Source organism: Aquabacterium humicola (assembly GCF_030167915.1).
GTDB lineage: Bacteria > Pseudomonadota > Gammaproteobacteria > Burkholderiales > Burkholderiaceae_C > Pseudaquabacterium > Pseudaquabacterium humicola.
Map to the genome: position 1 here is coordinate 706,573 of NZ_JARGNB010000002.1, position 20,612 is coordinate 727,184.

The following is a 20,612-nucleotide window of genomic DNA, read 5'->3' on the forward strand; positions in this document are numbered from 1 at the left end:
TTTTTGATATTGCGTAGGTTTTTTGGTGGCCCTACACTGGCGCCCGTTCGAATCCGGCTGTCCGCGTGGTGTCACAATGAAAAAATCGCTCTCTGCGCTGATGTTGGGATTGAGCCTCGCCTGGCTGGGCGCTGCGCCCGCCGTCGCGGCCGAGAGTTCGCGCAAGGTCACTCGCAAGCCGACCGCATCGGTCAAGTTCGTCGTGCGCAAGCCGGCGGTCAAGACGCCCGTGGTGCGCCGCCTGGCCTCCGAGCCGGTGCGTTTGTCCACCGGCCACCTGCTCGGCCTGCACGATGGCGATGACGCGCTCGACCTGAAGTCGAGCGTCGCGCTGGTGATCGACCAGGAGACCGACGAGGTCCTGTTCAGCAAGAACCCGCAGGCGGTGCTGCCGATCGCCTCGATCACCAAGCTGATGACCAGCCTCGTGGTCAGCGAGGCGAACCAGTCGCTCGACGAGGTGCTGACGATCACCCAGGACGACATCGACACCGAGAAGGGCAGCCGCTCGCGCCTGGCCGTCGGCACGCAGTTGACGCGCGGCGAGATGCTGCACCTGGCACTGATGTCGTCGGAGAACCGTGCGGCGAATGCGCTGGGCCGCAACTATCCGGGTGGGCTCGAAGCCGCCGTGGCCGCGATGAACCGCAAGGCGGTGGCACTCGGCATGCGCGACACGCACTATGTCGAGCCGACCGGGCTGTCGAGCAAGAACCAGTCGAGCGCGCGCGATCTCGCAGTGCTCGTGAAGGAGGCCTACCAGGTCCCGTTGCTGCGCGAACTGTCGACCTCGCAGGAAACCAAGGTTGCGGTCGGTAAGCGCCTGATGCAGTTCCGCACCACCAACGGCCTGGTGCGCAACCCCTCGTGGGAGATCGGTCTGCAGAAGACCGGCTACATCTCCGAGGCCGGCCGCTGCCTGGTGATGCAGGCGCAGCTGGCCGGTCGCAAGCTGATCATGGTGTTGCTGGATTCGGCCGGCGCGTATTCGCGCATCGGCGATGCCGAGCGCATCCGCAAGTGGCTCAGCAGCGTCGGCGATGCGCCGGCGCACGGCAGCACCCGCACCGGGTCCTGATCCTTTGCGCCGCGGCGCCTAGCCGCGGTGACCGAGCGCGGCCGAGATCTGCGCCGCCGTCGACTTCACCCGCTCGGTCCACGATTCCTCGAGCCGGTCCGCCGGTGCCGAGATCGACAGCCCCGCGACCAGCTTGCCCTGGTCGTCGAAGATGCCGGCGGCCATGCAGCGCACGCCGAGCTCCAGTTCCTCGTCGTCGCGCGCGATGTGCGACTGGCGCACCTGCGCCAGCTCACGCTCGAGCCGCGGTAGTTCGGTGATGCTGTTGCGCGTGTGGCCGGACAGGCCCGTGCGCGTCGCGTAGGCGCGCACACGCTGCGCGTCGTCATGGGCGAGGAACAGCTTGCCGACCGACGTCAGGTGCAGCGGCGCCCGGCCGCCCACCGCGCGCACGACCTGCATGCCTGAGCGTTCGCTGTAGGTGCGCTCGATGTAGACGATCTCGTCGCCCTGGCGTACCGACAGGTTCACCGGCTGGTGCGTCAGCTTGTGCAACTCGCGCATCGGTGCCAGCGCGGCATCGCGCACGTCCAGGCGCGCCTTCACCAGGTTGCCGAGCTCCAGCAGCCGCATGCCCAGCCGATAGCTGCCGGCTTCCGGTCGATCGACGAAGCGCCCGAGCGCGAGGTCGTTGAGGATGCGGTGAGCAGTGGACGGGTGCAGGCCGGTGCGCTCGCTGAGCTCCTTCAGCGAGACCGGGTCCTGGTGCGCGGCCAGCGCATCGAGCAGCGAAAACATCCGCTCGATCACCTGGATCGCCGGCTGGTGTGCTTCTTTCCTGGTGGACATGGCGGTTTCCTGTTCCGGCCTATTTTTGCATGGCGAAACGCCATGCGGCGATGTGGTTTACAACACCGCGTCCACCGCCTGTTCGCCGGCCCGCACGGCGCCTTCCAGGGTCGCGGGGTAGGGTCCTTCGACATAGTCACCGGCCGCCGCCAGTCCCGGCGCGATGGCGATCGGCGGGCGGCGCAGGCCCGGCGTGCACGCGAAGGTCGCACGCTGTTCGGCGGCGATGTGCCGCAGCACGGTGTCGTCCGCGGCCCGGAAGCTGCCCGGAAAGCTGGCGCGCGCCTGCTGCACCACGCTGGCCGCCGTGGCGTCCAGCCCGCGCGCCACCCAGGGCGCCGCACCGCTGACGACGAAGGCGAAGCAGGCGGCACCCCGTCCAAGCGCCCCGAGGTCGAAAACGAACTGCGCGGGCGCCTGCGGACCGGCCGCCAGCGCCATCATCGGTGACGGCAGCCGCAGCGCCGGGTCGTGCAGGTAGGCGGTGACGATGGGTTCGTAGCGCAGCGCCGCCGCCGCTGCGCTCCAGGCCGGCGCCACCGATGCGGTGAGCCGCGCGGCCTCGACCGCGCTGCAGGCCAGCACGACCGCGTCGCAGGACATGCCATCGAGCGACCAGGCCGCGCCGTCGGCCTGCAACGCCATCGCGCGGCGACCGACCTGCAGCGTCGCGCCCCGAGAAGCCAGCCAGGCGAGTGCCGGGCGCGGCAGCAGGTCGGACAGCGAAGCGCGCGGCAGCAGCAGGTCGGCGCTGCCGGCGCCGCTGAAGAGCGCGTCCTTCAGCACCCGCAGGAAGACCGTCGCGCTGGCGGCGGCCATCGGGGTGTTCAGCGCTGCGACGCAGAGCGGTTCGACCAGGTCGGCGATCACCGCGGCCGGCAGCCGGCGGCACAGCGTGGCGACGGTGAGCTCGGGCGCGCAGCGAAAACCGCGCGCGAGCCAGCCGCCGGCGGCCGCCAGCAAGGCGAGGCGGTCGCGCACCGACCAGCCCTGCGCGCCCGCCACGCCGCGTACAAAGGACGTTATCGCCGGGCCCGGCGGCAGCGCGAGGCCTCGGCCGTCCGGGTAGCGCAGCACCAGCGGCAGGCGATGCAGGCGCTGCGCCGGATCGGCGCCGACCGTGCGCATCAGCGCCAGCGTGTGGCGGTAGGCGCCGATCAGGATGTGCTGGCCGTTGTCGAGCTCGCCGGCAGCGGTCATCACGCCGCGCGCCCGGCCGCCCGGCTGCCGCGCCATCTCGAGCAGGGTCACGCGGTGTCCCTGCTCGACGGCACGTACCGCCGCCGCCAGGCCGGCCCAGCCCGCACCGACGACGGCGACCGAGCGCCCGCTCAACGGCCCCGCCAGTTCGTGCGCAGCGCGATCCACAGCTTGCGCACCGGCGTCAGCGAGGTGCGCTGGTGCAGCACCTGGAAACCGTCGGCTTCGATTTCGCGCAGCAGCGTGCGGTAGATGTTGGCCATCATCAGCCCGGGCTTCTGGGCGGCGCGGTCGGCTTCGGGCAGCAGCGCCAGCGCCTCGTCGTAGCAGCGGTGCGCGCGTTCGGCCTGGAAGCGCATCAGCGCGGTGAAGCGCTCGCTGTAGCCCCAGGGCGCGTCGCGCTTCAGGATCTCGTGCGCCTTGACGTCGAAGCGCTGCAGTTCCGCCACCGGCAGGTAGACGCGCCCGCGGCGTGCGTCGTCGCCCACGTCGCGGATGATGTTGGTCAGCTGCAGCGCGAGGCCGAGCTTGTGCGCGTAGTCGATGGTCTGCGGCTGGGTGCGGCCGAAGATGCTGGCCGCGACCTCGCCGACGACACCGGCCACGAGGTGGCAATAGCGCTGCAGCCCCGCGAAGTCGAGGTAACGCGTCTGGTCCAGGTCCATCTGGCAGCCGTCGATCACCGACTGCAGGTGCTGCGCGTGGATGCCGAAGGGCGCGGTGCAGGGCATCAGCGCCTTCATCACCGGATGCGTCGGCGAACCGGCGAAGCTCGACGCGACCTCCTTGCGCCACCACGCCAGCTTGGTCGCCGCGACGCCGGGGTCGTGCACCTCGTCGACGACATCGTCGACCTCGCGGCAGAACGCGTAGAACGCGGTGATCGCGGCACGCCGCTCCGGTGGCAGGAACAGGAACGCGTAATAGAAGGATGAGCCGCTCGCGGCCGCCTTCTCCTGGACGTAGCGTTCAGGCGTCGTCATCGCGGCGCCCAGCCCGGCGGTGCCTGGTGCGAACGCATGCGCGCGGCGCGCCACAGCAGCAGCGCCCAGTCGCGCCGGCCCAGCGTCGGCCGCTGGCTCAAGGTGCGGAATTGCATGGCCGCGATTTTCTCCAGGATGCGCAGGCCGCCCTGGATCACGAGCCGGAGTTCCCAGCCGATGCGGCCCGGCAGCCGCAGCGCCAGCGGTGCACCGCGCAGCATCAGCCCTTCGGCCCAGCCGACGAGGTCGCGCAGCAGGGCCTGCGTTGCGGCATCGTCGCGGCCGCTTTTCAGCCCGTCGAGCGTCAGCCCGTGCCGCCTTGCGTCGGCGGCCGGGAAATAGTTGCGGCCGCGCGCGAGATCGACGCTCGGGTCCTGCCAGAAGTTGATCAGCTGCAGCGCGCTGCAGATGGCATCCGACTGCGCCAGCGACTCGGCGTCGCGCACCTCGTACAGCGCCAGCAGCAGCCGGCCGATCGGGTTCGCCGAACGGCGGCAGTAGTCGAGCAGCTGGCTGCGGTCGCGGTACTGCGGCTGGCTGCAGTCCTGAACGAAGGCATCGAGCAGGTCATCGAAGAGCTGCGTGGGCAAGCGGTGCCGGTCGATCGCCTTGGCCAGCGGACCGAAGACTTGGGGCCATTCCGGCGACGGCGAGCCCTCCAGCGCGGCATGCAGTGCCGACCGGAAGCGCGCCAGTTCGGCGCGGCGCTGGTCGGCGGCGGCGTCGCCTTCGTCCGCAATGTCGTCGGCGGTGCGCGCGAAGGCGTAGATCGCCCGCACCGCCGGCCGCAGCCGGGCGGGGCAGAGCAGGGAGGCGACGGGGAAGTTCTCGTAGTGATCGACGCTCACTGCGGCATTGTCCACGCGGGCAAATTGACAAGCGTCGGCGCCGCACCTATATTACTGACCAGTCAGTCAGTAGCAACAAATCTTGCACCCGCGGCGCTGTGTCCGTCGCGGGTCAACGGAGCCGCCGTCCATGCGCACGTCCCGCCTTCCGAGCCTTTCCCTCGTCCTCCTGACGGCCGCCGTGTTGGCGGCGTGTTCGAAGACGCCGCCGCCCGAGGAGCCGCTGCGCGCGGTGCGCACGCTGACCGTGCAGACGGCCAGTGTGGCCGGCAGCCATGAATACGCCGCTGAGGTGCGGGCGCGCACCGAGTCGCGCCTGGCGTTCCGCGTCAACGGCAAGCTGGTCAAGCGACTGGTGAATGCCGGCGATACGGTCAAGGCCGGCCAGCCGCTCGCGCAGGTGGATGCGCAGGACCTGCGCCTGAACCAGGAGGCTGCGCAGGCGTCGTTGACGGCCGCGCGCGCCAACCTCGACTGGAGCGAAGTCGAATTCAAGCGCTACAAGGAACTGCGCGACCAGGGGTTCATCAGCGGGGCCGAGCTCGACCGCCGCGAGGCCGCGCTGAAGTCGGCCCGCGCGCAGGCCGACCAGATCCGTGCCCAGGCCGGCGTACAGGCCAACCAGGCCAGCTACTCGCTGCTGACGGCGGACACCGCCGGCGTGATCACCGGGGTCGATGCCGAACCCGGGGCGGTGGTCTCGGCGGGAACGCCGGTGCTGCGCCTGGCCCACGACGGGCCGCGCGACGTCGTCTTCTCCGTGCCCGAGGACCGCGTCGCCGCGATGCGCGCGCTGCTGGGCAAGCGTGATGCGCTGAAGGTCAGGTTGTGGGGCCAGGACGGCTCGTTCGGCGCCACGGTGCGCGAGCTGGCCGCCGCCGCCGATCCGACCACGCGCACCTTCCTGGTCAAGGCCGACATCGGCGCAGCGCCGGTGCGGCTGGGCCAGACCGCCAGCGTGATGATCGAGTTGCCGGCCGTCGACGGCCTGGTGCGCCTGCCGATCGCCGCGGTGTTCGAGCAGCAGGGCAAGTCGACCGTCTGGACGCTCGACCGCGAATCGATGACGGTCAAGCCGCGCCCGGTTCGGGTGGCGGGCGCCGACGGCAACCAGGTGCTGATCGGCGGCGGCCTGCAGGCCGGCGAACGCGTGATCACCGCGGGCGTGCACACGCTGACGCCGGGGCAGCGCGTGCGCCTGTACGACGAGCCGGGCTCGGCGTCGACGCCGCGCGCCATCGCGTCGGCCGAGGCCGTGCAGGTCTCGACGACCGCCATCGCCAAGCGCTGAACCCGTCCCCCGGAGCCGTTCCCATGAGCAACAACCCGAGCCCGGGTGGCCCGACCTCGCGCTTCAATATCTCGCGCTGGGCCCTCGAACACCCCGCGCTGACGCGCTACCTGATGGTGGTGATGCTGGTGCTGGGCTTCGCCGCCTACTTCCAGCTCGGCCAGGACGAGGATCCGCCCTTCACCTTCCGCGCGATGGTGGTGCAGGCCCGCTGGCCCGGCGCCACGGCGCAGCAGATGGCCGACCAGGTCACCGACAAGATCGAGCGCACGGTGCAGGAAGTGCCGTACGCCGACGTGATCCGCAGCTACACCAAGCCGGGCGAGTCGGTCACCATCCTGCAGATCCGCGACAGTTCGCCGCCGAAGGAAGTGGCCAACGTCTGGTACCAGGTGCGCAAGCGCATCGGCGACATGCGCAATACCCTGCCGCCGGGCGTGCTGGGTCCCACCTTCAACGACGACTTCGGCGACGTCTACGGCTCGATCTATGCGCTGTCGGCCGACGGCTTCAGCGACGAGGAACTGCGCGTCTTCGCCGAGGACGTGCGTTCGCAGCTGCTGCGGGTGCCGGACGTCGCGAAGGTGGAGGTCTTCGGCGCCCAGCCGGAGAAGATCTTCGTCGAGATCTCGCAGAAGCGCCTGGCGCAGCTGGGCCTCGACATGAACCAGGTGCTGGGCCAACTGGCGGCGCAGAACGCGGTCGAGAGCGCCGGCGTGATGGAAGCGGGCGCGCAGAACCTGCAGGTGCGCGTCGGTGGCGCCTTCAGCTCCGTCGAGGACCTCAAGCGCTTCCCGATCCGCGGCTTCAATGCAGCCACCTCGACCGCCGGCACGCTGCAGCTGGCCGACATCGCCGAGGTCCGGCGCGGCTTCGTCGATCCCCCGGCCGTCAAGGTGCGGCACCAGGGCAAGCCGGTCCTCGCGCTCGGCATTTCGATGGCCAAGGGCGGCGACATCATCGCGCTCGGCGAAGCGCTGAAGACGAAGACGGAAGCCATCCGCAAGCATCTTCCGGCCGGCATCACGCTGTCGCAAGTGCAGGACCAGCCGCAGGCGGTGTCGCGATCGGTGGGCGAGTTCGTGCGCGTGCTGGTCGAGGCCATCATCGTCGTGTTGGCGGTCAGCTTCATCAGCCTGGGCCTGCACACGCGGCCGCTGCGCATCGACATCTGGCCCGGCCTGGTGGTGGCGATCACCATCCCGCTGGTGCTCGCGATCACCTTCGTGACGATGTACTACTGGGGCGTCGGCCTGCACAAGATCTCGCTCGGCTCGCTGATCATTGCGCTCGGCCTGCTGGTCGACGACGCGATCATCGCGGTCGAGATGATGGTGCGCAAGCTCGAGGAGGGCTACGACAAGATGCGCGCCGCGACCTTTGCGTATGACGTGACATCGATGCCGATGCTCACCGGCACGCTGATCACCGCCGCGGGATTCCTGCCGATCGGCCTCGCGAAATCGACCGTCGGCGAGTACACCTTCGCGATCTTCGCGGTGACCTCGGCGGCGCTGGTGATCTCGTGGCTGGTGTCGGTGTACTTCGTGCCCTTCCTCGGTGCGAAGCTGCTGCACACGCGCGTGCGCGCCGGCGCGGATGCCCACGGCACCCACGAGCTCTTCGACACGCCGTTCTACGAGCGCTTCCGCCGCGTCGTCGGCTGGTGCGTGGACCACCGCTGGGTGACGATCGGCGCGACGCTGCTGCTGTTCGGCCTCGGCGTCGCCGGCATGGGCAAGGTGCAGCAGCAGTTCTTCCCGGACTCCAGCCGGCCGGAGATCCTCGTCGACCTGTGGTTGCCCGAAGGCTCGACGGTGCGCGAGAGCGAAGCCGTCGCCAAGCGCTTCGAGGCGCGCATGATGAAGGAGCCCGGCATCGAGACGGTCAGCACCTGGATCGGCTCCGGCGTGCCCCGCTTCTATCTGCCGCTGGACCAGATCTTCCAGCAGACCAACGTCAGCCAGGCCATCCTGCTGCCGAAGGACCTCGCGACGCGGGAGCGCCTGCGCAAGTCGCTGCCGGCGCTGCTGGCCAGCGAGTTCCCGGAGGCGCGCGGCCGGGTCAAGTTGCTGCCCAACGGCCCGCCGGTGCCGTACCCGGTGCAGTTCCGTGTCGTGGGTCCCGATCCGAAGCAGGTGCGCCTGTGGGCCGACCAGGCGAAGGAGATCGTGCGCGCGAACCCGAAGATGCGCGGCGTCAACGACAACTGGAACGAGCAGGTCAAGGTGCTGCGCCTGGACGTCGACCAGGACAAGGCGCGTGCGCTCGGCGTCAGCAGCCAGTCGGTCGCGCAGGCTTCGCGCACCATCCTCACCGGCACCACCGTCGGCCAGTACCGCGAAGGCGACAAGCTGGTCGACATCGTGCTGCGCCAGCCGCAGGAGGAACGCAACGCCATCACCGACGTCGGCGACGCCTACCTGCCGACCGCCAGCGGCCGTTCGATCCCGCTGATGCAGGTGGCCAAGGTCGATTTCGTCTGGGAGCCGGGCGTGCTGTGGCGCGAAGGGCGCAAGTACGCGGTGACGGTGCAGGGCGATGTGGTCGACGGCGTGCAAGGCCCCACCGTCACCAAGGAGCTGTGGCCGAAGCTGCAGGAACTGCACAAGCGCATGCCGGCCGAGTACGGCATCCAGGTGGCCGGCGCGCAGGAGGAAAGCAGCAAGGGCACCGGCTCGATCGCCGCGGGCGTGCCCATGATGCTGTTCATCATCTTCACGCTGCTGATGCTGCAACTGCAGAGCTTCTCGCGCGCGATGCTCGTCTTCCTGACCGGCCCGCTGGGCCTGGCCGGCATCGCCGCGGCGCTGCTGCTGCTCGACCGGCCGTTCGGCTTCGTCGCGCTGCTGGGCGTGATCGCGCTGATGGGCATGATCATGCGCAACTCGGTGATCCTGATCGACCAGATCGAGCAGGACCGGGCGGCCGGCCGGCCGGCCTGGGAGTCGATCGTCGAAGCCGCGGTGCGCCGCTTCCGCCCGATCGTGCTGACCGCCGCGGCCGCGGTGCTGGCGATGATCCCGCTGTCGCGCAGCGTGTTCTGGGGTCCGATGGCGGTGGCCATCATGGGCGGCCTGATCGTCGCGACGGCGCTGACGCTGCTGGCGCTGCCCGCCATGTACGCCGCATGGTTCCGCGTCAAGCGGGGCGACCCAGGCGCCGCACCGGCGGTGCACGGCTAGAATCGCGGGTTTACCGGATCGCCGAGGGGGCGCCGGAAGTCCGGCGCCCCCTAGCCTTTTGAAGCACACGAGAGTGCGCACCAGCGCGGGTGGCGAAATTGGTAGACGCACCAGGTTTAGGTCCTGACGCCTTCACGGGCGTGCCGGTTCGAGTCCGGCCCCGCGCACCAGATCCTCAATTGCCAAGCAGCAGAGTCCAACATGGCCGTGACCGTTGAAACCCTCGAGAAGCTCGAACGCCGAATCACCCTGACGATTCCGGCGACCGACATCAATGCCGAAGTCGAGAACCGGCTGAAGAAGCTGTCGCGCACCGTCAAGGCCGATGGCTTCCGCCCCGGCAAGGTGCCGATGTCCTTCGTCGCCCAGCGCTACGGCTACTCGGTGCAGTACGAGGTCATGAACGACAAGGTCGGCGAGGCCTTCGCCAGCGCCGCCAACGAGGCCCAGTTGCGCGTCGCCGGCACGCCGAAGATCACGCAGAAGGAAGAAGCGCCCGAGGGTCAGCTGGCCTTCGACGCCACCTTCGAGATCTACCCCGAGGTCAAGATCGGCGACCTGTCGGCGATCGAGGTCGAGCGCGTGACCAGCGAGGTCAGCGACGAGGCGATCGACCGCACCGTGGACATCCTGCGCAAGCAGCGCCGCACCTTCGCGCAGCGCCCGGCCGCAGAAGGCGCCGCCGAAGGCGACCGCGTGACCATCGACTTCGAAGGCAAGATCGACGGCGAGCCCTTCTCCGGCGGCAAGGCCGACGGCTTCCAGTTCCTGATCGGCGAAGGCCAGATGCTGGAGCAGTTCGACAAGGCCGTGCGCGGCATGAAGGTCGGCGAGTCGAAGACCTTCCCGCTGCAGTTCCCCGAGGACTATCACGGCAAGGACGTGGCCGGCAAGGAAGCCGACTTCCTGGTCACGATGAAGAAGATCGAGGCGCAGCACCTGCCGGCGATCGACGAGGCCTTCGTCAAGTCGCTCGGGATCGCCGACGGCACGGTCGAGGCGATGCGCGCCGACGTCAAGAAGAACCTCGAGCGCGAGATCAAGTTCCGCGTGCTGGCCCGCAACAAGGCCGCGGCGATGGAAGCGCTGGTCAAGGCCGCCGAGCTCGACGTGCCGAAGGCCCTGGTCGATGCCGAGGTCGAACGCATGGGCGAGGCTGCCCGCGAGGACCTGAAGCAGCGCGGCGTCAAGGACGCCGACAAGGCACCGATCCCCAACGACATGCTGCAGCTGTTCCGCCCGCAGGCCGAACGCCGCGTGCGCCTCGGCCTGGTGGTGGCCGAGCTGGTGCGCTCGAACAACCTGCAGGCGAAGCCCGACCAACTGCAGTCGCACATCGAGGAGATGTCGCAGAGCTACGAGAAGCCCGCCGAGGTGATGCGCTGGTACCTGTCGGACCGCCAGCGCATGGCCGAGGTCGAGGCCGTGGTGATCGAGAACAACGTCACGCAGTACGTGCTGGAGCGCGTCAAGGTGAACGACAAGGCGCTGCCGTTCGACGAGCTGATGACGGCTTGATCTTCCGCCGCACCGCCTCACCTGGAGGCGGCATGGAGCGAGAAGGGCGCCAAAGGCGCCCTTTTTCTTCGGCCCGACGTCCCGTGGGCCCAAGGGGCCGCGGGACATAATCGGCACAACCACCTACGAGAACGTCCGAGGACCTTCATGAGCGCATTGGAGACGCAAGCCCTGGGCATGGTGCCCATCGTCATCGAGCAGTCCGGCCGCGGCGAGCGTGCCTACGACATCTACAGCCGACTGCTGCGCGAGCGCATCGTCTTCCTGGTCGGCCCGGTGAACGACGCGACGGCAAACCTGGTCGTGGCCCAGCTGCTGTTCCTCGAGAGCGAGAACCCCGACAAGGACATCTTCCTGTACATCAACTCGCCCGGCGGCAGCGTGTCGGCCGGCCTGTCGATCTACGACACGATGCAGTTCATCAAGCCGGACGTCTCGACGCTGTGCATGGGCATGGCCGCCAGCATGGGTTCGTTCCTGCTGATGGCCGGTGCCAAGGGCAAGCGCGCCGCGCTGCCGAACTCCCGCATCATGATCCACCAGCCCTCCGGTGGTGCGCAGGGCCAGGCGACCGACATCGAGATCCATGCCCGCGAGATCCTGAAGACGCGCGAGCAGCTGAACAAGATCTATGCCGAACGCACCGGCCAGACGCTGGAGAAGATCACCGCCGACATGGAGCGCGACTTCTACATGTCGCCCGACGAGGCCAAGGCCTACGGCCTGATCGACCAGGTGCTGCACTCGCGGCCCTGAGCTGGCGACGCGCAGGCGGGGAAGACCGGGATCCTTTCCAGGGAATCCCGCTCCGGCTGCTTGGACTATCATTGATTAGCACCTACCGTACCTAAGCGCGTTACACATGGCCGACAAGAAGGGCGCCTCCGGCGAAAAAGTCCTGTACTGCAGCTTCTGCGGCAAGAGCCAGCACGAGGTCAAGAAGCTCATCGCCGGTCCGTCGGTCTTCATCTGCGACGAATGCATCGAGCTGTGCAACGACATCATCCGCGACGAGGCGCCCGCTGAAGGCGCCGCCGCGAAGACCGCGCGCTCAGACCTGCCCGCGCCGGCCGAGATCAAGACCATCCTCGACCAGTACGTGATCGGACAGGACCCCGCCAAGCGCACGCTGGCGGTGGCTGTCTACAACCACTACAAGCGCCTGAAGCACATGGGCGCGGGCGGCAAGGAAGAGGTCGAGCTGACGAAGAGCAACATCCTGCTGATCGGGCCGACGGGCTCCGGCAAGACGCTGCTCGCGCAGACGCTGGCGCGGCTGCTGAACGTGCCGTTCGTGATCGCCGACGCGACGACGCTGACCGAAGCCGGCTACGTCGGCGAGGACGTCGAGAACATCATCCAGAAGCTGCTGCAGAACTGCAACTACGACGTCGAGCGCGCGCAGCGCGGCATCGTCTACATCGACGAGATCGACAAGATCAGCCGCAAGGCCGACAACCCGTCGATCACCCGCGACGTCTCGGGCGAAGGCGTGCAGCAGGCGCTGCTGAAGCTGGTCGAAGGCACGATGGCTTCGGTGCCGCCGCAGGGCGGGCGCAAGCATCCTAACCAGGACTTCCTGCAGATCGACACGACCAACATCCTGTTCATCTGCGGCGGCGCGTTCGACGGCCTCGAGAAGGTCATCCAGAACCGCACCGAGAAGTCGGGCATCGGCTTCGCCGCCTCGGTGCACAGCAAGAGCGAGAAGCGCGCGGCCGACCTGTTCCGCGAAGCCGAGCCCGAGGATCTGATCAAGTTCGGCCTGATTCCCGAGCTGGTGGGTCGCCTGCCGGTGGTCGCGACGCTGGGCGAACTGACCGAGGACGCGCTGGTGCGCATCCTCACCGAGCCGCGCAACGCGCTGGTCAAGCAGTACCAGAAGCTCTTCGGCATGGATGGCGTCGAACTCGAGATCCGACCCTCCGCCCTGGCCGCGATCGCCCGCAAGGCGCTGCAGCGCAAGACCGGCGCGCGCGGCCTGCGCTCGATCATGGAACACGCTTTGATCGACACGATGTTCGACCTGCCGACGCTCGACGGCGTGGCGAAGGTCGTGATCGACGACCACATCGTCGAAGAGGGCGCCAAGCCCCTGCTGGTGTACCGGGAGCAGGCCAAGGCCAGCGCCTGACCGACTGAGGGTCCGGCGGGCAGCGCCCCCCGCCGCACCGTCCTTGCATTCGCCCGCTCGGGCCCCATGTCGGTCCGAGAAAGAGAGGTTCCTCCATGTCTGGACATCCCATTCTCCCGCCCGATCCGATCACGCTGCCGCTGCTGCCGCTGCGTGACGTGGTCGTGTTTCCGCACATGGTCATCCCGTTGTTCGTCGGCCGCCCGAAGTCCATCAAGGCGCTGGAAGCCGCGATGGAAGCCGGCCGCCAGATCATGCTGGTGGCGCAGAAGGCCGCCGGCAAGGACGAGCCCAAGCCCGAGGACATGTTCGAGATCGGCTGTGTCTCGAGCATCCTGCAGATGCTGAAGCTGCCCGACGGCACCGTGAAGGTGCTGGTCGAAGGCGTGCAGCGCGCCGAAACGCGCGAGATCCACGACAACGGCGAGCACTTCACCGCCGAAGTCGCGCCGGTGCAGCCGGCTGGCGTCGCGTCGCCCGAAGTCGAGGCGCTGCGCCGTGCCGTCACGCAGCAGTTCGACCAGTACGTCAAGCTCAACAAGAAGATCCCGCCCGAGATCCTGACCTCGATCGCCGGCATCGACGATCCGGGCCGCCTGGCCGACACCATCGCCGCGCACCTGCCGCTGAAGCTTGAAGCCAAGCAGTCGGTGCTCGACCTCTTCGACGTCGCCAAGCGGCTGGAGAAGCTGCTCGAGCTGCTCGAGCACGAGGTCGACATCCTGCAGGTCGAGAAGCGCATCCGCGGCCGCGTGAAGCGGCAGATGGAGAAGAGCCAGCGCGAGTACTACCTCAACGAGCAGGTCAAGGCGATCCAGAAGGAGCTCGGCGACGGCGAAGAAGGTGCCGACCTCGAGGAGCTCGAGAAGAAGATCAAGGCCGCGCGCATGAGCAAGGAAGCGCGCAAGAAGGCCGACAACGAGCTGAAGAAGCTGAAGCTGATGTCGCCGATGTCGGCCGAGGCGACCGTCGTGCGCAACTTCATCGACACGCTGATCGGCTTGCCGTGGAGCAAGAAGAGCAAGATCAAGCACGACCTGCCGCTGGCCGAGCAGGTGCTCAACGAGGACCACTACGGCCTCGAGAAGGTCAAGGAACGCATCCTCGAGTACCTCGCGGTGCAGCAGCGCGTCGACAAGGTCAAGGCCCCGATCCTGTGCCTGGTCGGCCCTCCGGGCGTCGGCAAGACCTCGCTCGGCCAGTCGGTCGCCCGCGCGACCGGGCGCAAGTTCGTGCGCATGGCGCTCGGCGGCGTGCGTGACGAGGCCGAGATCCGCGGCCACCGCCGCACCTACATCGGCTCGATGCCGGGCAAGGTGCTGCAGAGCCTGACCAAGGTCGGCGTGCGCAACCCGCTGTTCCTGCTCGACGAGATCGACAAGCTCGGCATGGACTTCCGCGGCGACCCGTCGTCGGCGCTGCTGGAAGTGCTCGACCCCGAGCAGAACCACACCTTCAGCGACCACTACGTCGAGGTCGACTTCGACCTGTCGGACGTGATGTTCGTCGCCACGTCGAACTCGATGAACATCCCGCCGGCGTTGCTGGACCGGATGGAGGTGATTCGCCTGTCTGGCTACACGGAAGACGAGAAGGTCAGCATCGCCCAGCGCTACCTGTTGCCCAAGCAGCAGAAGAACAACGGCGTCAAGGACGAGGAGATGGAAGTCACCGAGTCCGCGATCCGCGGGATCATCCGCTACTACACGCGTGAAGCCGGCGTGCGTTCGCTCGAGCGCGAGATCTCGAAGATCTGCCGCAAGACGGTCAAGGGCATCCAGCTCAAGCAGACCGAGGGCAAGGTGGTCGTCACCGAGGAGAACCTCAATGACTACCTCGGTGTGCGCAAGTTCGACTTCGGCCGCGCCGAGAAGAAGAACCAGGTCGGCCAGGTGGTCGGCCTCGCGTGGACCGAGGTCGGGGGCGACCTGCTGACGATCGAAGCGGCGACGATGCCGGGCAAGGGCGGCACCATCCGCACCGGCTCGCTCGGTGACGTGATGAAGGAATCGGTCGAGGCCGCACGTTCGGTCGTGCGCAGCCGCGCGCGGCGCCTGGGCATCAAGGACGAGCTCTTCGAGAAGCGCGACGTGCACATCCACGTGCCCGACGGCGCGACGCCGAAGGACGGTCCGAGCGCGGGCATCGCGATGACGACGGCCTTCGTCTCGGCGCTGACCGGCATCCCGGTGAAGGCCGACGTCGCGATGACCGGCGAGATCACGCTGCGGGGCGAGGTCACCGCAATCGGCGGCCTGAAGGAGAAGCTGCTCGCGGCCCACCGCGGCGGCATCAAGACGGTGCTGATCCCGGAAGAGAACGTCAAGGACCTGCAGGACATTCCCGAGAACGTGAAGAACAGCCTCGAGATCGTTCCGGTGCGCTGGATCGAACGTGTGCTCGAGCGCGCGCTCGAATCGATGCCTGCGGAACTGCCGGAAGAAGAGGCCGCCGCGAAGGTCGAAGCACCGAAGGCGGAAGTCGCTGCACCGGCTGCCGCCGGCGACGCACTGCCGCACTGACCCGGGAAGAAATTTGCCGTCCCGCTTGCGGGACGGCGAAATTTCGATCTATACTGCGAGCTTCGCTGAACAGCAATGAACGGCGAAACAAAGCGGGAGTAGCTCAGTTGGTAGAGCGCAACCTTGCCAAGGTTGAGGTCGCGAGTTCGAGACTCGTCTCCCGCTCCAGATTCATCGAAAAGGGAAGCTAGCAGCTTCCCTTTTTTGTCAGAATGCCCGGCCACGACACCGGGTGCTCTGTGACCCAGGTCCGTGGCGCGATAGCAAAGCGGTTATGCACCGGATTGCAAATCCGTTCAGCCCGGTTCGACTCCGGGTCGCGCCTCCAGAACATCTCGAAGGGCCTCGCCGATGGGTGAGGCCCTTTTTTGTTTGGCCTCGATAATGCGCCGCTCGCGCGCACTGCGCGGCCTGCCCGGATGGCGAAATCGGCAGACGCAGCGGACTTAAAATCCGCCGCCCCCTGATCGGGGCATGCGGGTTCGATCCCCGCTCCGGGCACCAAGGTCAGAGATCGCTCTGAACGACCTGCACCGCTTCACCAAGCCAGCGTTCGACCGCGCGCTGCACCCCCTCCACCGGCCCCGTGGCTTCGATCGACAGCGCACCGCGACCGAGTGCGGGCGCATCGCTCGCCACGGGCAGCAGCGCGCGCACCCGGCGGCACACCGCGTCGGCGGTATCGATCAGCACGACATCCGGCCCGAGCCGGCGTGCGAAGCGCTCGGCGACCAGTGGGTAGTGCGTGCAGCCGAGCACGACGGTGTCGACTTCCGCCGCGACGAGTTCGGCGCAGGCCTCGTCGACCAGCGCATCGATCGCCGCGTCATCGCCGGCATCGACGGCGTCGGCCAGTCCCGGGCAGGGCTGCAGCCGAAGCTCGGCGCGCCGCCCGTGTTCGTCGATCAACGACCGCAGGCGGGCGCTCTGCAGCGTGGCCTCGGTGGCGATCACCGCGACCCGGCCTCGGCGGCTCGTCGCGATCGCTGGTTTGACCCCCGGCTCGACGCCCACGAACGGCACGCCGGGCCAGCGTGCGCGCAGGGCGCCGATCGTGTGCGTGGTGGCGGTGTTGCACGCGACGAGCACCAGGATCGCGCCGCGTCGTTCCAGCAGGTGCTGCGTCAGTGCGCTGCAGCGCTCGACCAGCCACGCCGGCGTCTTTGCGCCGTAGGGCAGGTGGCGGTTGTCCGCGATGTAGCTGACCGCGCACTGCGGCATCTCGCGCCGCAGGCGCCGCAGCACCGACAACCCGCCGATGCCGGAATCGAACACGCCGATGTGCGGTGGAGTCGACGGGCCGGCGTTCATCGGCGCGCAGTGTAGAGGTGCGCCTGGAGTGCCGCGTCCAAACGGTCACCTGGATGACAGCCTTGCGGGCATGGCCGCCTAAAATAGAACGATCGTTCGATTTTGTCGGGCGCAGCGGCTGACCCGCGGCTTAGAATTCTTCCGGTTTACGTAAACGTCAATTCAACCTGCAGGAGCCACGCGACATGAAGGTACTGGTGCCCGTCAAGCGCGTCGTCGACTACAACGTGAAAGTTCGCGTGAAGTCCGACGGCACGGGAGTCGACATTGCCAACGTCAAGATGAGCATGAACCCCTTCGACGAGATTGCCGTCGAAGAGGCCGTGCGGCTGAAGGAGAAGGGCGTTGTCACCGAAGTCATCGCCGTCTCCTGCGGCGTGTCGCAATGCCAGGAAACCCTGCGCACCGCGATGGCCATCGGCGCGGACCGTGCGATCCTGGTCGAGACCCCTGCTGATCTGGAACTGCAGCCGCTGGCGGTCGCCAAGCTGCTGAAGGCGCTGGTCGACAAGGAGCAGCCGGGCCTCGTGATCCTGGGCAAGCAGGCGATCGACGACGATTGCAACCAGACCGGCCAGATGCTGGCCGCGCTGGCCGACCTGCCGCAGGCGACCTTCGCGAGCAAGGTCGAGCTCGACGGCGCGACGGTCAAGGTAACGCGTGAAATCGATGGCGGCCTCGAGACGCTCAGCATGAGCACGCCGGCGGTCATCACGACCGACCTGCGCCTGAACGAGCCGCGCTACGTGACGCTGCCGAACATCATGAAGGCGAAGAAGAAGCCGCTCGAGACCGTCAAGCCGGCGGACCTGGGCGTGGACGTGACGCCGCGCATCAAGACGCTGAAGGTGTCCGAGCCGCCCAAGCGCGGCGCGGGCGTGAAGGTGCCGGACGTGGCGACGCTGGTCGCCAAGCTGAAGAACGAAGCGAAGGTGATCTGAGATGGCTGCACTCGTCATTGCCGAACACGACCACGGCACGCTCAAGGGCGCGACGCTGAACACGGTGACCGCCGCCGCTGCCTGCGGCGGCGATGTGCATGTGCTCATCGCCGGCCACAACGCCGCCGGTGCCGCGCAGGCCGCCGCGCAGATCGCCGGCGTCGCGAAGGTGCTGCACGCCGATGGCGCGAGCCTGGGCGAGCAGCTGGCCGAGAACGTCGCGGCGCAGGTGCTGGCGATCGCCTCGAACTACTCGCACCTGCTGTTCCCGGCCACGGCGCACGGCAAGAACGTCGCGCCGCGCGTCGCCGCGAAGCTCGATGTCGCGCAGCTGAGCGACGTCACCAAGGTGATCAGCGCCGATACCTTCGAGCGCCCGATCTACGCCGGCAATGCGATCGCGACGGTGCAGTCGGCCGACGCGATCAAGGTGCTGACCGTGCGCACGACGGGCTTCGACGCCGCGGCCGCTTCCGGTGGCAGTGCCGCGATCGAGTCGATCGCCGCGGTCGCCGACAGCGGCAAGAGCGCGTTCGTCGGCAGCGAGATCGCCAAGAGCGACCGCCCCGAGCTCACCGCCGCGAAGATCATCGTCTCGGGCGGCCGCGCGATGGGCTCGAGCGACAAGTTCAACGAGGTGCTGACGCCGCTGGCCGACAAGCTCGGCGCCGCGCTGGGCGCGAGCCGGGCCGCGGTCGACGCGGGGTACGCGCCGAACGACTGGCAGGTCGGGCAGACCGGCAAGATCGTCGCGCCGACCCTGTACATCGCCTGCGGCATCAGCGGGGCGATCCAGCACCTGGCCGGCATGAAGGATTCGAAGGTGATCGTCGCGATCAACAAGGATCCCGAGGCGCCGATCTTCAGCGTCGCCGACTACGGGCTGGAGGCGGACCTGTTCGCCGCCGTGCCCGAGCTGGTCAAGGCGCTCTGACGCGCAGGCAGTCCGGGGCGCCGAGCATGGCGCCCTTTTTCTTTTGAAGCGGAGATTCCCATGAGCTATCGCGCCCCGGTCAGGGACATGCTGTTCGTGATGAAGGAGCTCGCCGGCATCGAGGCCGTCGCGCAGCTGCCGGGCCACGAGGAGGCCGGCCTCGACACTGCCGCGGCGGTGCTCGAGGAATGCGCGAAGCTCAACGAGAACGTCATCGCGCCGCTGAACCGCGCCGGCGACCTGAATCCGTCGAGCTTCGCGGAGGGCAAGGTCACGACGACGCCCGGCTTCAGGCAGGCGTTCCGCCAGTTCGTCGAAGGCGGCTGGCAGGGCCTGCAGCATCCGGTCGAGCTCGGCGGCCAGGGCCTGCCGAAGCTGATCCACGCGGCCTGCAGCGAGATGGTCAACAGCGCGAACCTGAGCTTCGCGCTCTGTCCGCTGCTGACCGATGGCGCGATCGAGGCGCTGCTGACCGCCGGCAGCGACGAGCAGCAGCAGACCTACATCCCGAAGATGGTAGACGGCACGTGGACCGGTTCGATGAACCTGACCGAACCGCAGGCCGGCTCGGACCTGTCGATGGTGCGCACGCGCGCCGAGCCGCAACCCGACGGCACCTACAAGATCTTCGGCACGAAGATCTTCATCACCTACGGCGAGCACGACATGGCCGAGAACATCGTGCACCTCGTGCTCGCGCGCGTGGCCGGTGCGCCGGAAGGCGTGAAGGGCATCTCGCTGTTCATCGTGCCGAAGTTCCTGGTCAACGCCGACGGCTCGCTGGGCGCCCGCAACGACGTGCACTGCGTGTCGATCGAGCACAAGCTGGGCATCAAGGCGTCGCCGACCGCGGTGCTGCAATACGGTGACCATGGCGGCGCGATCGGTTACCTGATCGGCCAGGAGAACCGCGGCCTCGAGTACATGTTCGTGATGATGAATGCCGCGCGCTTCGGCGTCGGCATGCAGGGCATCGCGGTGGCCGAGCGGGCCTACCAGCAGGCCGTGGCCTATGCGCGCGACCGCGTGCAGAGCCGCCCGGTCGACGGCTCGAAGCCGGCCGCCGCGGCGATCATTCACCACCCCGACGTGAAGCGCATGCTGATGACAATGCGCGCGCATGTCGAAGGCTGCCGCGCGATGGCGCTGGTGGCTGCGGCCGCGTTCGACGCGGCCCACGCGCATCCGGACAAGGAGGTGCGCGCCGAGAACCAGGCCTTCTACGAGTTCATGGTGCCGCTGGTGAAGGGCTTCTCGACCGAGATGTCGCTCGACGTCGCGTCGCTCGGCGTGCAGGTGCATGGCGGCATGGGCTTCATCGAGGAGACCGGCGCCGCGCAGCACCTGCGCGACGCGAAGATCCTGACGATCTACGAAGGCACCACCGCGATCCAGGCCAACGACCTCGTCGGCCGCAAGACCGCGCGCGACGGCGGCGCGATGGCGCGCTCGCTGGCCGGGCAGATCGAAACGACCGAACGTGAACTGGCCAGGCGCGACAGCGTCGCCGCGCGCGCGATGGTCAAGCGGCTCGCCGCGGCCCGCCAGGCCTTCCTCGACGTCGTCGACTTCATCGCCGCCCAGACCAAGGGCAATCCGAATGCGGCGTTCGCCGGCAGCGTGCCCTACCTGCTGCTGGCCGGCAACCTCGTCGCCGGCTGGCAGATGGCGCGTGCGCTGCTCGCCGCGGAGGACCGCCTCGCCCAGGGCGAGGATGCCGACTTCATGCGTGCCAAGATCACCACCGCGCGCTTCTACGCCGACCACGTGCTCAGCAAGGCGCCGGGCCTGCGCGACAGCATCGTCGACGGCGCCGCCGGTGTCACCGAGATGGCCGTCGAAGCCTTCTGATCGCCCCAAGCCCTTCCGCGAACCGTC

General features: G+C 68.3%; 15 protein-coding genes and 4 tRNA genes. 14 read left to right on the plus strand and 5 right to left on the minus strand.

The annotated features are described in order from the left end of the window. The first annotated feature begins 76 nt into the window (after positions 1 to 76). A complete protein-coding gene (pbpG, locus tag P1K89_RS13510) occupies positions 77 to 1,078 on the plus strand; it encodes a D-alanyl-D-alanine endopeptidase (protein WP_284616968.1) in 1,002 nt (333 codons plus the stop codon). Positions 1,079 to 1,096: 18 nt separating this feature from the next. On the opposite strand, the gene P1K89_RS13515 is transcribed toward pbpG, so the two are convergent. Genes P1K89_RS13515 through hpnC form a run of 4 tightly spaced genes read right to left on the minus strand, consistent with a single transcriptional unit; the run spans position 1,097 to position 4,898 of the window. Next, positions 1,097 to 1,867, minus strand: coding sequence for an IclR family transcriptional regulator (locus P1K89_RS13515; RefSeq protein ID WP_284616969.1), 771 nt, complete (start codon positions 1,865 to 1,867; stop codon positions 1,097 to 1,099). Positions 1,868 to 1,924: 57 nt separating this feature from the next. Beyond that, complete coding sequence (hpnE, locus tag P1K89_RS13520; protein WP_284616970.1) at positions 1,925 to 3,202, minus strand: hydroxysqualene dehydroxylase HpnE; 1,278 nt, start codon at positions 3,200 to 3,202, stop codon at positions 1,925 to 1,927. After that, complete coding sequence (hpnD, locus tag P1K89_RS13525; RefSeq protein WP_284616971.1) at positions 3,199 to 4,050, minus strand: presqualene diphosphate synthase HpnD; 852 nt, start codon at positions 4,048 to 4,050, stop codon at positions 3,199 to 3,201. Before hpnD ends, hpnE begins: the two co-directional genes overlap by 4 nt. After that, the gene (gene hpnC, locus P1K89_RS13530; RefSeq protein ID WP_284616972.1) at positions 4,047 to 4,898 is read right to left on the minus strand and encodes a squalene synthase HpnC; all 852 of its coding nucleotides are present in this window, start codon (positions 4,896 to 4,898) and stop codon (positions 4,047 to 4,049) included. The genes hpnD and hpnC overlap by 4 nt, the downstream gene beginning before the upstream one ends. A 181-nt stretch (positions 4,899 to 5,079) precedes the next feature. Between hpnC and P1K89_RS13535 the strand changes: the two genes are divergently transcribed. The 10 genes from P1K89_RS13535 to P1K89_RS13580 all read left to right on the plus strand — a co-directional run bounded on the left by P1K89_RS13535 (position 5,080) and on the right by P1K89_RS13580 (position 16,052). Beyond that, positions 5,080 to 6,189, plus strand: a complete 1,110-nt coding sequence (locus P1K89_RS13535; RefSeq protein WP_284617502.1) for an efflux RND transporter periplasmic adaptor subunit — start codon at positions 5,080 to 5,082, stop codon at positions 6,187 to 6,189. Between the two features lie 23 nt (positions 6,190 to 6,212). Next, on the plus strand, positions 6,213 to 9,374 hold the full coding sequence (locus P1K89_RS13540) for an efflux RND transporter permease subunit (protein WP_284616973.1): 3,162 nt from the start codon (positions 6,213 to 6,215) through the stop codon (positions 9,372 to 9,374). 83 nt (positions 9,375 to 9,457) lie between these two features. Continuing rightward, a tRNA-Leu gene (locus P1K89_RS13545) sits at positions 9,458 to 9,544 on the plus strand. 31 nt (positions 9,545 to 9,575) lie between these two features. After that, positions 9,576 to 10,892 carry a trigger factor gene (gene tig, locus P1K89_RS13550; RefSeq protein ID WP_284616974.1) on the plus strand — a complete coding sequence of 439 codons (1,317 nt, stop codon included), beginning with the start codon at positions 9,576 to 9,578 and terminating at the stop codon, positions 10,890 to 10,892. A gap of 147 nt (positions 10,893 to 11,039) precedes the next feature. Further along, complete coding sequence (gene clpP, locus P1K89_RS13555; protein WP_284616975.1) at positions 11,040 to 11,648, plus strand: ATP-dependent Clp endopeptidase proteolytic subunit ClpP; 609 nt, start codon at positions 11,040 to 11,042, stop codon at positions 11,646 to 11,648. 106 nt (positions 11,649 to 11,754) lie between these two features. Further along, positions 11,755 to 13,026 (plus strand): ATP-dependent Clp protease ATP-binding subunit ClpX, encoded by a 1,272-nt coding sequence (gene clpX, locus P1K89_RS13560; protein WP_284616977.1) that lies wholly within the window; start codon positions 11,755 to 11,757, stop codon positions 13,024 to 13,026. A gap of 95 nt (positions 13,027 to 13,121) precedes the next feature. Continuing rightward, on the plus strand, positions 13,122 to 15,548 hold the full coding sequence (gene lon, locus P1K89_RS13565; RefSeq protein ID WP_284616978.1) for an endopeptidase La: 2,427 nt from the start codon (positions 13,122 to 13,124) through the stop codon (positions 15,546 to 15,548). A 92-nt stretch (positions 15,549 to 15,640) separates the two neighbouring features. Further along, positions 15,641 to 15,716, plus strand: a tRNA-Gly gene (locus P1K89_RS13570). Between the two features lie 86 nt (positions 15,717 to 15,802). Next, positions 15,803 to 15,876, plus strand: a tRNA-Cys gene (locus tag P1K89_RS13575). 85 nt (positions 15,877 to 15,961) lie between these two features. Then, a tRNA-Leu gene (locus P1K89_RS13580) sits at positions 15,962 to 16,052 on the plus strand. Between the two features lie 3 nt (positions 16,053 to 16,055). Here the strand turns inward: P1K89_RS13580 and murI are convergent. Beyond that, positions 16,056 to 16,859 (minus strand): glutamate racemase, encoded by an 804-nt coding sequence (murI, locus tag P1K89_RS13585; RefSeq protein WP_284616979.1) that lies wholly within the window; start codon positions 16,857 to 16,859, stop codon positions 16,056 to 16,058. A gap of 185 nt (positions 16,860 to 17,044) precedes the next feature. Between murI and P1K89_RS13590 the strand changes: the two genes are divergently transcribed. From P1K89_RS13590 to P1K89_RS13600, 3 genes are read left to right on the plus strand one after another with little or no spacing between them, the layout of a single operon-like run. After that, complete coding sequence (locus P1K89_RS13590) at positions 17,045 to 17,800, plus strand: electron transfer flavoprotein subunit beta/FixA family protein (protein WP_284616980.1); 756 nt, start codon at positions 17,045 to 17,047, stop codon at positions 17,798 to 17,800. Position 17,801: 1 nt separating this feature from the next. Then, on the plus strand, positions 17,802 to 18,734 hold the full coding sequence (locus P1K89_RS13595; RefSeq protein WP_284616981.1) for an electron transfer flavoprotein subunit alpha/FixB family protein: 933 nt from the start codon (positions 17,802 to 17,804) through the stop codon (positions 18,732 to 18,734). A gap of 60 nt (positions 18,735 to 18,794) precedes the next feature. Beyond that, entirely contained in the window at positions 18,795 to 20,585 is a 1,791-nt protein-coding gene (locus P1K89_RS13600) for an acyl-CoA dehydrogenase (protein ID WP_284616982.1), read from the plus strand. The last annotated feature ends 27 nt before the right edge of the window (positions 20,586 to 20,612 follow it).